Here is a 12,690-nt window from a genome sequence, read left to right as displayed (position 1 = left end):
TTTAATGTTTGCACCCTCTCCCTGTGGGAGAGGGCCGGGGTGAGGGCATCAGCCCGCACCAGGTGTTAACCCGCTACAGCGATACGCTTCATATCGGTCATGTAGCCACGCAGTTTGTGACCCACTTTCTCGATCTGGTGGCTGCGAATGGCTTCGTTCACATCGCGCAGCTGCGCGTTATCCACGGCACCTTCCGCAATCGCTTTACCCAGATCGCCCGTCTGCAGAGTGGTCATAAACTCTTTCAGCAGCGGTACGCAAGCGTAAGAGAACAGGTAGTTACCGTATTCTGCGGTATCAGAGATTACCACGTTCATTTCGTACAGACGCTTACGGGCGATGGTGTTCGCGATCAGCGGCAGCTCGTGCAGAGATTCGTAGTACGCAGACTCTTCGATAATACCGGAATCCACCATGGTTTCGAACGCCAGCTCAACGCCTGCTTTCACCATCGCGATCATCAGTACGCCTTTATCGAAGTACTCCTGCTCGCCGATTTTACCTTCATACTGTGGCGCGGTTTCGAACGCGGTTTTACCGGTCTCTTCACGCCAGGTCAGCAGGTTTTTATCGTCGTTCGCCCAGTCCGCCATCATGCCGGAAGAGAATTCGCCGGAGATGATGTCGTCCATGTGTTTCTGGAACAGCGGTGCCATGATGGTTTTCAGCTGTTCAGACAGCGCGTAAGCACGCAGTTTTGCCGGGTTGGACAGACGGTCCATCATCAGCGTAATACCGCCCTGCTTCAGCGCTTCGGTGATGGTTTCCCAGCCGAACTGGATCAGTTTTTCCGCGTAGGCCGGGTCGGTACCTTCTTCCACCAGCTTGTCGAAGCACAGCAGAGAACCGGCCTGCAGCATGCCGCACAGAATGGTCTGCTCGCCCATCAGGTCAGATTTCACTTCGGCAACGAAGGAAGATTCCAGCACGCCCGCACGGTGGCCGCCGGTCGCCGCTGCCCACGCTTTGGCAATCGCCATGCCTTCGCCTTTCGGATCGTTTTCCGGGTGAACCGCGATCAGGGTCGGCACGCCGAAGCCACGTTTGTACTCTTCACGTACTTCCGTACCCGGGCACTTCGGCGCCACCATCACCACGGTGATGTCTTTGCGGATCTGCTCGCCCACTTCAACGATGTTGAAGCCGTGGGAGTAACCCAGTGCGGCGCCGTCTTTCATCAGCGGCTGTACGGAACGCACAACGTCAGAGTGCTGCTTGTCTGGCGTCAGGTTAACCACCAGATCCGCCTGCGGGATCAGCTCTTCGTAGGTGCCCACTTTGAAGCCGTTTTCGGTCGCTTTACGCCAGGAAGCACGCTTCTCGGCGATCGCTTCTTTGCGCAGAGCGTAGGAGATATCCAGACCGGAGTCACGCATGTTCAGGCCCTGGTTCAGACCCTGTGCGCCACAGCCGACGATGACCACTTTTTTACCCTGAAGGTAGCTCGCGCCATCGGCAAATTCATCGCGCGCCATGAAGCGGCATTTGCCCAGCTGCGCCAGCTGCTGGCGCAAGTTCAGTGTATTAAAGTAGTTAGCCATGGGTGATACCTCGTGATGTTGTGTGTCTTATTGTTCGGTTCGCGTTTCAGCGAGAATGTACCCACATTACAACAGGAAATTTATTGCGGAAATTGATATATTCACAACGTCATGTTGCAATTTTTGCAATATAAAAAGAGGGAGTGGAATCGGTGGATTTACGCGATCTGAAAATGTTCCTGCACCTGGCGGAAAGCCGCCATTTTGGCCGCAGCGCCCGGGCGATGCACGTTAGCCCCTCCACGCTTTCACGCCAGATCCAGCGTCTTGAGGAAGACCTCGGCCAGCCGCTGTTCGTGCGCGATAACCGCACCGTCACCCTCACGGAAGCGGGCGAAGAGCTACGCATTTTTGCCCAGCAGACGCTGCTGCAGTACCAGCAGCTGCGGCACTCGATTGACCAGCAGGGGCCGTCACTTTCCGGCGAGCTGCATATTTTTTGCTCCGTGACCGCCGCCTACAGCCATCTGCCACCCATCCTTGACCGCTTCCGCGCGGCGCATCCGTCGGTTGAAATTAAGCTCACCACCGGCGATGCCTCCGACGCAATGGAAAAAGTGGTAACGGGCGAAGCGGATCTCGCCATTGCCGGGAAACCTGAAACCCTGCCGGGCGCGGTGGCATTCTCCATGCTGGAGAATCTGGCGGTGGTACTCATTGCCCCGGCGCTGCCCTGCCCGGTACGTAACCAGGTGTCGGTGGAAAAACCGGACTGGTCCACGGTACCGTTTATCATGGCCGATCAGGGGCCGGTGCGCCGCCGTATTGAGCTGTGGTTCCGCCGCCAGAAAATCAGCAACCCGTCGATTTACGCCACGGTCAGCGGCCATGAGGCAATGGTGTCGATGGTGGCGCTCGGCTGCGGCGTGGCGCTGCTGCCGGAAGTGGTGCTGGAAAACAGCCCCGAACCGGTGCGCAATCGCGTGATGATTCTGGAGCGCAGCGACGAGAAGACGCCGTTTGAGCTTGGCGTGTGCGCACAAAAAAAGCGGCTGCATGAGCCGCTTATTGATGCGTTCTGGCAGATATTGCCGAACCACTAAAGCCGGGTGGCGCTGCGCTTACCAGGCCTACACGCAGCTTAGCCCTTAGCCCGCGAGAAAGAACCTGAACGCCGGGTTATGGGTTTCGTCGTGACACTCATAGCCCAGCTCGTTCAGCCGCGTTTCAAAATCCGGCTCGTGCTCGCCCAGTTCGAACGCCGCCAGCACGCGGCCGTAGTCGGTACCGTGGCTGCGGTAGTGGAACAGGGAAATGTTCCAGTGCGTGCCCAGCGTGTGCAGGAACTTGAGCAACGCGCCCGGTGATTCCGGAAACTCGAAGCTGAACAGACGTTCCCGGAGCGGCTTCGATGGGCGCCCGCCGACCATGTAGCGCACGTGCAGCTTCGCCATCTCGTCGTCTGAAAGATCGACCACGCTGTAGCCGCCCTCATGCAGCAGGTTGAGGATCTCTTTGCGCTCCTCCACGCCGCGGCTCAGACGCACGCCGACAAAAATGCAGGCGTCTTTGGCATCGGCAAAACGGTAGTTGAACTCCGTCACCGAACGGCCGCCCAGCAGCTGGCAGAACTTCAGGAAGCTGCCTTTCTCTTCCGGAATCGTCACCGCCAGCAGCGCTTCCCGCTGTTCACCCAGCTCGCAGCGCTCGGAAACGTAGCGCAGACCGTGGAAGTTCACGTTCGCACCAGACAGCACGTGCGCCAGACGCTCGCCGCGAATGTTGTGCTGCGCGATGTATTTTTTCATCCCCGCCAGCGCCAGCGCGCCGGAAGGTTCAGCCACCGCGCGCACATCCTCGAACAGATCCTTCATCGCCGCGCAGATGGCGTCGCTATCAACCGTGACGATATCGTCGAGATATTCCTGGCACAGGCGGAAGGTTTCATCCCCAATGCGCTTCACCGCAACGCCCTCGGCAAACAGCCCGACGCGCGGCAGGTCCACAGGATGCCCGGCATCCAGCGCCGCTTTCAGGCAAGCAGAATCTTCCGCTTCAACGGCGATGACTTTGATCTGCGGCATTAGCTGTTTGATAAGTACCGCCACGCCTGCGGCTAAGCCACCGCCGCCCACCGGGACGAAGACGCGGTCAAGATGGGCATCCTGCTGCAGCAGCTCAAGCGCCAGCGTGCCCTGCCCGGCAATCACCATCGGGTGATCGAACGGCGGCACCCAGGTGAAACCCTGCTGCTGCGCCAGCTCAATCGCTTTGGCTTTGGCTTCGTCAAAGTTGGCGCCGTGGAGCAGCACTTCGCCGCCGAAACCGCGCACCGCGTCGACTTTGATATCTGCGGTAGCAACCGGCATCACGATCAGCGCTTTCAGCCCCAGACGGGCAGACGAGAACGCCACGCCCTGGGCGTGGTTGCCCGCCGACGCGGTAATCACGCCGCGCGCTTTTTGCTCGTCGGTCAGCCCGGCCATCATCGCGTAGGCGCCGCGCAGCTTAAAGCTGTGCACCGGCTGGCGGTCTTCGCGCTTCACCAGAATGACGTTGTCGAGGCGTGAAGAGAGTTTTTCCATTTTCTGCAGGGGCGTGACCTGCACGGCTTCATAGACCGGCGCGCGTAGCACCGCTCTCAGGTATTCCGCCCCCTCAGGGGCGGCGGATAAGGGTTGTGACTCGGCCATCATTAGCCCCCAAGTTTAGATTTATCGCGCACCGCGCCTTTATCTGCACTGGTGGCAAGGCTCGCGTAGGCGCGCAGGGCGAAGGAGACTTCACGCTGGCGGTCTTTCGGCGTCCAGGCTTTATCGCCGCGGGCTTCCTGCGCTTCACGACGGGCCGCAATTTCCTGGTCGCTCAGCTTCAGCTGAATGCCGCGATTCGGAATGTCGATTTCGATCAGGTCGCCATCTTCGATGATGGCGATGTTGCCGCCGCTTGCCGCTTCCGGCGAAACGTGGCCGATAGAGAGGCCGGAGGTGCCGCCAGAGAAACGCCCGTCGGTGATCAGCGCACACGCTTTACCGAGTCCCATGGATTTCAGGAAGGTGGTTGGGTAGAGCATCTCCTGCATGCCGGGACCGCCTTTCGGCCCTTCGTAGCGAATGACAACCACGTCGCCCTCCACCACTTTGCCGCCGAGGATGGCGTCTACCGCTTCATCCTGACTTTCGTACACTTTCGCCGGACCGGTGAATTTCAGGATGCTGTCGTCCACGCCTGCGGTTTTCACGATGCAGCCGTTTTCCGCGAAGTTACCGTACAGCACGGCCAGACCGCCGTCTTTGCTGTAGGCATGTTCCAGCGAGCGGATGCAGCCTTCGGCGCGGTCATCGTCCAGAGTGTCCCAGCGGCAATCCTGCGAGAACGCCTGGGTGGTACGAATACCGGCAGGACCGGCGCGGAACATCTTTTTCACCGCGTCGTCTTTGCTCAGCATGACGTCGTACTGGTCCAGCGATTCCGGCAGCGTCAGGCCAAGCACGTTTTTCACGTCACGGTTCAGCAGCCCGGCGCGATCCAGCTCGCCCAAAATGCCCAGCACGCCGCCCGCGCGGTGTACGTCTTCCATATGGTACTTCTGGGTACTCGGCGCGACTTTACACAGCTGCGGGACTTTGCGGGAGAGCTTATCGATGTCGCTCATAGTGAAGTCGATTTCGGCTTCCTGCGCGGCGGCCAGCAGGTGCAGTACGGTGTTGGTGGAGCCGCCCATGGCGATATCCAGCGTCATGGCGTTTTCGAACGCGGCTTTACTGGCGATGTTGCGCGGCAGCGCGCTGGCGTCGTCCTGCTCGTAGTAGCGTTTGGTCAGCTCAACGATGCGCTTACCGGCGTTGAGGAACAGCTGCTTACGGTCGGCGTGGGTCGCCAGCAGCGAACCGTTGCCCGGCTGAGACAGGCCCAGCGCTTCGGTCAGGCAGTTCATGGAGTTGGCGGTGAACATACCAGAACAGGAGCCGCAGGTCGGACACGCGGAGCGTTCCACCTGGTCACTCTGCTCGTCAGAGACTTTCGGGTCCGCGCCCTGGATCATCGCATCAACCAGGTCGAGCTTGATGATTTTGTCGGAGAGCTTGGTTTTCCCCGCTTCCATCGGGCCGCCGGAGACGAAGATCACCGGAATGTTCAGGCGCAGGGAGGCCATCAGCATCCCCGGGGTGATTTTGTCGCAGTTGGAGATGCAGACCATCGCATCGGCGCAGTGGGCGTTAACCATATACTCTACGGAGTCGGCGATCAGCTCGCGCGATGGCAGTGAATAGAGCATGCCCCCGTGCCCCATCGCGATACCGTCATCCACCGCAATGGTGTTGAACTCTTTCGCCACGCCGCCGGAGGCTTCGATTTGCTCGGCAACCAGCTTGCCGAGATCGCGCAGGTGCACGTGGCCCGGTACGAACTGGGTGAAGGAGTTCACCACGGCGATAATCGGCTTGCCGAAATCGGCGTCGGTCATTCCGGTGGCGCGCCACAGCGCGCGGGCTCCCGCCATATTACGGCCGTGGGTGGTGGTGGCTGAACGATACTTAGGCATGCTTTATTGACTCCCGTCTGACTATTTAATGGGACGGTGCGTGCCGTCCCAAATTTATGCTTAGTGATTAACCTGATCCAACCAGCCGTATTTATCTTCTGTCTCGCCGGTGAAGAGGCCGAAGAACGCTTGCTGAATACGTTTGGTGACCGGGCCACAGCGGCCTTCGCCCACCTGGATACCGTCTACGCTGCGTACCGGCGTGATTTCAGCCGCCGTACCGGACATAAACACTTCATCCGCCAAATACAGGGATTCGCGGGACAGCACCTGCTCGCGCACTTCGATACCCAGATCTTTCGCCAGCTTGATGATGGCGTCACGGGTGATGCCCGGCAGCGCGGACGAGGTGAACGGCGGCGTGAACAGAATGCCGTCTTTCACTTCAAACAGGTTTTCACCCGCACCTTCTGAGATGTAGCCATTTACGTCGAGGGCGATACCTTCCTGATAGCCGTGGCGGCGCGCTTCGCTACCGACCAGCAATGAGGAGAGATAGTTACCGCCTGCTTTCGCGGCGGTCGGGATGGTGTTTGGCGCCACGCGGTTCCAGGAAGAGACCATTGCGTCGATCCCCTGCTCCAGGGCTTCTGCACCCAGGTAGGCACCCCATGGGAACGCGGCAATGATCACATCGGTGTTATAACCGGCTGGCGGGTTCACACCCATGCCGACGTCGCCCACGAACACCAGCGGACGAATATAGGCGCTGGTCAGGTTGTTTTTACGGATAACGTCGCGGCAGGCTTCCATCAGCTCATCGACGCTTTGAGAAACCGGGAAACGATAAATTTTGGCTGAGTCATGCAGACGCTGCATGTGTTCGCGATGGCGGAACACCACTGGCCCTTTGTGAGAATCGTAGCAGCGGATGCCTTCAAATACGGAGGTACCGTAGTGCAGCGCGTGGGACATCACGTGGACCTTCGCGTCCTCCCAGCGAACCATCTCACCGTTGAACCAAATGTAATCAGCTTTTTTTGTCGTCATTTTTTCGTCCTGTCACGCTTAAGCGCGGATTTGTTGTGATGTGGTTGTGCTCTGGCAGATGGCAACATGGGCAACGTCTACCAGCTTTGATAACTGACTAAACAGTAAGTCGACCGACCGCGGGCTGGCAACGGTTAATTCGATACTGATATTCCGGGCGTCAGTGGCCGTCTCCATATTCATAGAGCAAATCTGAAAACCACGATGACGCACCACACGCAAAACGCGTTCTAAGGTTTCCGGATTGAAGCGAGCCTGTACGGCGACCTGATGCTGCATCATGATAATTTCTCCATCATTTGTGAGTTACTGGCACCAGGCGGTACCAACGGCCAGACGTTCTCGAGTTCGTCGATTGAGACATGAAGCAGGTAAGGCCCATCGCTGTTCAGCATGGTGTCGAGCGCCGCTTCAACCTGATCTTTACGGGTGATGTGCTGACCAGGGATGCCGAAGGCGCTGGCCAGGGTGAGGAAATCGGGGTTATCGGTGAGAGTCGTTTCGCTGTAGCGCTCCTGGAAGAACAGCTGTTGCCACTGGCGAACCATCCCTAAACGCTGGTTGTCGAGCAACACGATCTTCAGCGGCAACTGTTTGCGCTTAACGGTGCCGAGCTCCTGAACGTTCATCATGAAGGAGCCGTCACCGGAGATACAGATAACGGTATCGTTCGGGCGGGCAACCTGCGCGCCAACGGCTGCCGGCAGACCGAAGCCCATCGTCCCTAACCCGCTGGAGGTGATGAAGTTTTCCGGACGGGTGTAGGTCATGTGCTGCGCGGACCACATCTGGTGCTGGCCTACGTCGGTAGTGACGACGCTGTCAGCCGGTTTACGATCGGACAACTGCTTCAACAGCAGCGGCGCGTAGATGGCCTCGCCGGGGTGGTCGTAACGCCAGGCGTGCTCGGCGCGCATATCAGCGGTGTGCTGACGCCATGCGTTGATATCCAGCGGCTGCTGCAATGCCGGTAACAGCGCGTTGAGATCGCCCTGCAAGGCGACGTGCGCCTGACGCAGCTTGTTCATCTCCGCCGGGTCGATATCCATATGGATGACTTTGGCGTTCGGAGCAAAGGTATTCAGCTTGCCGGTGACGCGGTCATCAAAACGGGCACCTACGGCAATGAGCAGATCGCACTCCTGCACCGCCAGGTTTGCCGCTTTGGTGCCGTGCATCCCCAGCATGCCCAGATAGTAGGGGTAATCCGCGTCGACTGCACCGAGACCTTTCAGCGTGCAGGTCGCCGGCATCTGCGTTGTTGCGATAAATTCTCGCAGGGCAGGAACGGCCTGTGCCATGCCGACGCCACCGCCGACGTACAGCATCGGCTGTTTCGCCTGCGCCAGCATCTGACGGGCCTCTTCAACTTCCGCATCCGGAAAGGCATCGTCGCTTTCAACGGTAGAGAAGTGCGGTTCCAGCTCGCCGAGTGCCACCTGGATATCTTTCGGGATATCGACCAGTACCGGACCAGGACGACCTGAGTTTGCCACGTCGAACGCTTCTGCCATTACGCGCGGCAGCTCCTCCAGAGACTGGACGAGGAAGCTGTGTTTGGTGCAGGCCAGCGATAAACCGAGGACGTCAACTTCCTGGAAAGCATCGGTACCGATGAACGGAGACGCCACCTGCCCGGTGATGGCGACAACGGGAACGGAATCCAGCAGCGCGTCAGCCAGGCCGGTGATCAGGTTCGTTGCGCCCGGGCCTGAAGTCGCCATACACACGCCGGTTTTACCTGTCGCGCGGGCATAGCCAATGGCTGCCATCGCTGCGCCCTGCTCGTGTCGACACAAGAGATGTTCCACGCCGCCGTCATACAGTGCATCGTAAATCGGCATAATTGCGCCACCCGGATAACCGAATACGGTTTCGACTCCCTGCGCGCGCAACGCATGTACTACCCACTGTGCCCCATTCATAGTTAGTTCCCCGTCATAAATCGGGAGAAACAGAATTTTGTGCTAGTCGTCATTCTCTGCTCCTCATTTACGTTTTTTAGTCATAAAAAAACCCCCGGACCTTTCGGTGCGGGGGTCTTAGTTCGTTAAGGCTTGATTTCTAAGCCTTTCCTCGTCCAAGTGCAGCCCCGCACGGTGGGATAATAATCACCACCACGCTAATCACGACCAGGCTAATCACTCGTAGAAGGGCTGTCATTTTCAGTTCTTTTTGCATCTTGTTCGAAGGAATACCTAAAGAGTTATCACAGTTTTTAAATCAAACACAAGATTTATTTATGACGGATTTGATTAGGCCGCGAATCATATTTCTTAAAACCGTTGTTTTATATACGGAAATTAGAAAATGAATATTTTTCATTTTTTTACTGTCGATCTTAGAGCCAAAACGGGGCTTTTTACATTCTGCGAGAAGACTTCCACGGTTATGCAAGGGTTTCATTGTGTGTTTAAAATCTCTGAACAGGCGGCGTAAATTCGCAAAATGACGCTAAACAGACAAAACAGGCGCTGGCATAGTCACACCAGGAGGTAGTGCAAATGTCACTGTCAGTTGTTTATACGCGTGCGGCTCTCGGGGTAAAGGCACCGCTTATTTCTGTCGAGGTTCATTTGAGCAATGGGCTACCCGGACTCACGCTTGTCGGGTTACCTGAAACGACGGTTAAAGAGGCCAGGGATCGCGTTCGCAGCGCAATAATAAATAGCGGTTATACCTTCCCCGCGAAGAAGATCACCATCAACCTTGCCCCCGCCGATCTGCCTAAAGAGGGGGGACGATACGATTTACCTATCGCAATTGCCCTTCTCGCGGCTTCTGAGCAGCTTAATACGACACGGTTAGGCTCGTATGAGTTCGTTGGCGAACTCGCGCTCACAGGCGCGTTAAGAGGCGTTCCCGGTGCGATATCGGGAGCGCTGGAAGCCATACGAGCAGGGCGGCAAATCATTGTCGCCAATGAAAACGCATCAGAAGTGAGTCTTATCGCCGAGAAGGGGTGTCTCATCGCCGGGCATTTACAGGAAGTTTGTGCCTGGCTGGAAGGGCGGCATGAACTGTCCGAGCCGGAGGAGTGTGATGATGTTATAGCGAATGCACCAGAGGATCTCAGCGAAATTATGGGACAGGAGCAAGGGAAACGGGCGCTGGAGATTACGGCTGCAGGTGGACACAATCTTCTGTTAATTGGCCCGCCAGGTACGGGTAAAACCATGCTGGCAAGCAGGTTGAGTGGGTTACTTCCACCGCTCAATAATCATGAAGCGCTGGAAAGCGCCGCCATATATAGCCTTATCAGTTCGACATCGTTGCAAAAACAGTGGCGCCGTCGTCCTTTTCGTTCCCCGCATCATAGCGCTTCACTGACGGCAATGGTCGGCGGCGGGGCGATTCCGGGGCCGGGAGAGATCTCGCTGGCACACAATGGCATTCTGTTTCTTGATGAACTGCCTGAGTTTGAGCGCCGCGTGCTGGATGCACTGAGGGAGCCCATTGAATCCGGTGAGATACATATCTCACGCACAAGAGCCAAAATAAGCTATCCCGCACAGTTTCAGCTGGTCGCGGCGATGAATCCCAGCCCGACGGGTCACTACCAGGGCAACCATAACCGCTGTACGCCAGAGCAGACGTTGCGCTATCTGGGTAAGTTATCCGGCCCGTTCCTTGACCGTTTCGATTTATCCCTCGAAATTCCCCTTCCCCCGCCGGGTCTGCTCAGGCAAACGGGCATAACGGGTGAAAGCTCAGCGGAGGTACGCGAACGGGTGATTGCTGCCCAGACGCGGCAGTACGCTCGTCAGAACAGGCTGAATGCGCGGCTGGATAATGCCGGGATCCGGCAGTTTTGTTCTCTTAACGTTGAGGATGCGGGATGGCTCGAGGAGACGTTGACGCGGTTCGGGCTGTCGATACGTGCATGGCAGCGTTTGCTGAAGGTGGCTAGAACTATTGCTGACGTAGAGGGGTGCACTGACATTGAGAGGAAACATTTGCAGGAGGCGCTGAGCTACCGCGCTATCGATCGTTTGCTGCTGCATTTGCAGAAATTGCTGGCATAAAAAAGGGGCCGTAGCCCCTTCTCTTTATTTTAGTCATCAGACTCGGTGTAGTCTTCTGCCCCTTCCATCTGCGGCTTGCCGCCAGACAGCGTATGGAAGCGCTTAGGACGCTTAATGCGCGCCATGTACTTGATCCATACGCGTTCCGCTTCAGACTCCGGCTCACGCTCACCACGGCAAACAGAAACAAACTGTTTTTCGTCTTCGGTTGCAGGTTCACGCTTACCCAGATCCAGCTCGTTAAAGGCATAACCATGGCGCTCAAGCAGTTGAGCTTCTTTGATGGTGAAATCGCCGTGACGAGAGAACCCGCGCGGATAATGTTTATTGTCGAAAAAACGATTAGTCGTCGTAAAGCTTTCCGCCATCCTACACGCTCCTAATTCTTTGGCCGAGCTATTTATGGCGCGGAGTATTAGTTACGCTTGACAGAGTGTAAAACAAAACATTTAAATCATAACGACAAATAATTTTGCGGAGAAAGATGTGGATACGGAATTGCTTAAAACTTTCCTTGAAGTGAGCAGAACACGCCACTTTGGGCGAGCAGCTGAAGCCCTTTACCTGACGCAGTCAGCAGTCAGTTTTCGTATTCGACAGCTGGAAAATCAACTGGGTGTGAATCTTTTTACCCGCCATCGCAACAATATTCGCTTAACGCCTGCCGGTGAGAAACTGCTGCCGTACGCAGAAACGCTCATGAATACCTGGCAGGCGGCACGTAAAGAGGTGGCACATACTTCAAGACATAATGAGTTCTCGATAGGGGCAAGCGCTTCTCTGTGGGAATGCATGCTAAGTCAGTGGCTTACCCGACTGTATCATTCACATGGCCACCTGCAATTTGAGGCCAGAATTGCGCAACGGCAGTCGCTGGTTAAGCAACTTCATGAGCGCCAGCTTGATCTTCTGATCACAACCGAAGCCCCCAAGATGGACGAATTTAGCAGCCAGATTGTGGGCCAGTTTGGCCTGGCGCTTTATGCGTCTGAACCTTCGATGATGAAGGCAGACCTGACCTATTTACGCCTGGAATGGGGACCGGATTTTCAGCAGCACGAGACGGGACTGATTGCACCTGATGATGTTCCGCAGTTAACGACCAGCTCGGCAGAGATCGCCTGTCAGCAGCTGCCCCTGCTGAAAGGTTGTACCTGGTTACCTGTTCGCTGGGCAGACACTAAAGCTGGGCTGCACACCGTGATGGATTCCACCACGCTTACCAGGCCGCTGTATGCAATTTGGCTGCAAAACAGTGATAAGCAATCACAGATAAAAGATCTGTTAAAAATCAATGTAATGGATTGATGCATCAGCCAGCAGGGATGCTGGCTGAAAATTAAGAAGAGAGTTTTCTGCAATGTTTTAGGCAAAAAAAAATCCTTTGCCGAAGCAAAGGATTCTATATGGCAGGGGCGGAGAGACTCGAACTCGCGACACCCGGTTTTGGAGACCGGTGCTCTACCAACTGAGCTACGCCCTAAAGTTTTTTGCCATTAAGCCTGCCAACAAGGCAGGCTTAATGTCTTAATAAGTGGCGGAACGGACGGGACTCGAACCCGCGACCCCCTGCGTGACAGGCAGGTATTCTAACCGACTGAACTACCGCTCCACCGAAGACTGCTGTAACCACCGGATTTATGCACCG

At 56.6% G+C, this 12,690-nt stretch carries 12 protein-coding genes and 2 tRNA genes; 3 read left to right on the top strand and 11 right to left on the bottom strand.

Translation table 11 applies throughout. From position 1 onward, the window contains the following. Window positions 1–65: 65 nt before the first annotated feature. Window positions 66–1,541 (bottom strand): ketol-acid reductoisomerase, encoded by a 1,476-nt coding sequence (ilvC, locus tag ACZ6J2_RS20760; RefSeq protein ID WP_023333828.1) that lies wholly within the window; start codon window positions 1,539–1,541, stop codon window positions 66–68. Between the two features lie 152 nt (window positions 1,542–1,693). Between ilvC and ilvY the strand changes: the two genes are divergently transcribed. After that, window positions 1,694–2,584 carry an HTH-type transcriptional activator IlvY gene (gene ilvY, locus ACZ6J2_RS20755; RefSeq protein WP_032641403.1) on the top strand — a complete coding sequence of 297 codons (891 nt, stop codon included), beginning with the start codon at window positions 1,694–1,696 and terminating at the stop codon, window positions 2,582–2,584. Window positions 2,585–2,629: 45 nt separating this feature from the next. Here the strand turns inward: ilvY and ilvA are convergent, their stop codons facing one another. The 7 genes from ilvA to ilvL form a co-directional block, all read right to left on the bottom strand. After that, window positions 2,630–4,174, bottom strand: a complete 1,545-nt coding sequence (ilvA, locus tag ACZ6J2_RS20750; RefSeq protein ID WP_024907958.1) for a threonine ammonia-lyase, biosynthetic — start codon at window positions 4,172–4,174, stop codon at window positions 2,630–2,632. 2 nt (window positions 4,175–4,176) lie between these two features. Beyond that, window positions 4,177–6,027: a dihydroxy-acid dehydratase gene (ilvD, locus tag ACZ6J2_RS20745; protein ID WP_471726561.1), complete on the bottom strand. Its 1,851-nt coding sequence runs from the start codon at window positions 6,025–6,027 to the stop codon at window positions 4,177–4,179. Between the two features lie 60 nt (window positions 6,028–6,087). Further along, entirely contained in the window at window positions 6,088–7,017 is a 930-nt protein-coding gene (ilvE, locus tag ACZ6J2_RS20740) for a branched-chain-amino-acid transaminase (protein WP_023326297.1), read from the bottom strand. Window positions 7,018–7,035: 18 nt separating this feature from the next. Beyond that, window positions 7,036–7,299, bottom strand: coding sequence for an acetolactate synthase 2 small subunit (gene ilvM / locus ACZ6J2_RS20735; RefSeq protein ID WP_024907956.1), 264 nt, complete (start codon window positions 7,297–7,299; stop codon window positions 7,036–7,038). Beyond that, entirely contained in the window at window positions 7,296–8,942 is a 1,647-nt protein-coding gene (gene ilvG / locus ACZ6J2_RS20730; RefSeq protein ID WP_368744205.1) for an acetolactate synthase 2 catalytic subunit, read from the bottom strand. The genes ilvM and ilvG overlap by 4 nt, the downstream gene beginning before the upstream one ends. Before the next feature lie 2 nt (window positions 8,943–8,944). Continuing rightward, the gene (ilvX, locus tag ACZ6J2_RS20725) at window positions 8,945–8,995 is read right to left on the bottom strand and encodes a peptide IlvX (protein WP_166792073.1); all 51 of its coding nucleotides are present in this window, start codon (window positions 8,993–8,995) and stop codon (window positions 8,945–8,947) included. An 86-nt stretch (window positions 8,996–9,081) separates the two neighbouring features. Continuing rightward, window positions 9,082–9,180 (bottom strand): ilv operon leader peptide, encoded by a 99-nt coding sequence (gene ilvL / locus ACZ6J2_RS20720; protein WP_001311244.1) that lies wholly within the window; start codon window positions 9,178–9,180, stop codon window positions 9,082–9,084. A 341-nt stretch (window positions 9,181–9,521) separates the two neighbouring features. On the opposite strand from ilvL, the gene ACZ6J2_RS20715 reads away from it, so the two are divergent. Next, complete coding sequence (locus tag ACZ6J2_RS20715) at window positions 9,522–11,042, top strand: YifB family Mg chelatase-like AAA ATPase (protein ID WP_471726560.1); 1,521 nt, start codon at window positions 9,522–9,524, stop codon at window positions 11,040–11,042. Window positions 11,043–11,071: 29 nt separating this feature from the next. On the opposite strand, the gene ACZ6J2_RS20710 is transcribed toward ACZ6J2_RS20715, so the two are convergent. Continuing rightward, window positions 11,072–11,410: a MaoP family protein gene (locus ACZ6J2_RS20710; protein ID WP_023309658.1), complete on the bottom strand. Its 339-nt coding sequence runs from the start codon at window positions 11,408–11,410 to the stop codon at window positions 11,072–11,074. Between the two features lie 118 nt (window positions 11,411–11,528). Between ACZ6J2_RS20710 and hdfR the strand changes: the two genes are divergently transcribed. Continuing rightward, on the top strand, window positions 11,529–12,350 hold the full coding sequence (gene hdfR, locus ACZ6J2_RS20705; protein WP_023309659.1) for an HTH-type transcriptional regulator HdfR: 822 nt from the start codon (window positions 11,529–11,531) through the stop codon (window positions 12,348–12,350). 99 nt (window positions 12,351–12,449) lie between these two features. On the opposite strand, the gene ACZ6J2_RS20700 is transcribed toward hdfR, so the two are convergent. Together ACZ6J2_RS20700 and ACZ6J2_RS20695 are read right to left on the bottom strand one after the other, a co-directional pair. Then, window positions 12,450–12,524, bottom strand: a tRNA-Trp gene (locus ACZ6J2_RS20700). A 53-nt stretch (window positions 12,525–12,577) separates the two neighbouring features. After that, a tRNA-Asp gene (locus ACZ6J2_RS20695) sits at window positions 12,578–12,654 on the bottom strand. Between the last annotated feature and the right edge of the window lie 36 nt (window positions 12,655–12,690).

This window comes from Enterobacter sp. E14S (genome assembly GCF_055666685.1).
This window is presented reverse-complemented; position numbering and strand designations above follow the sequence as displayed.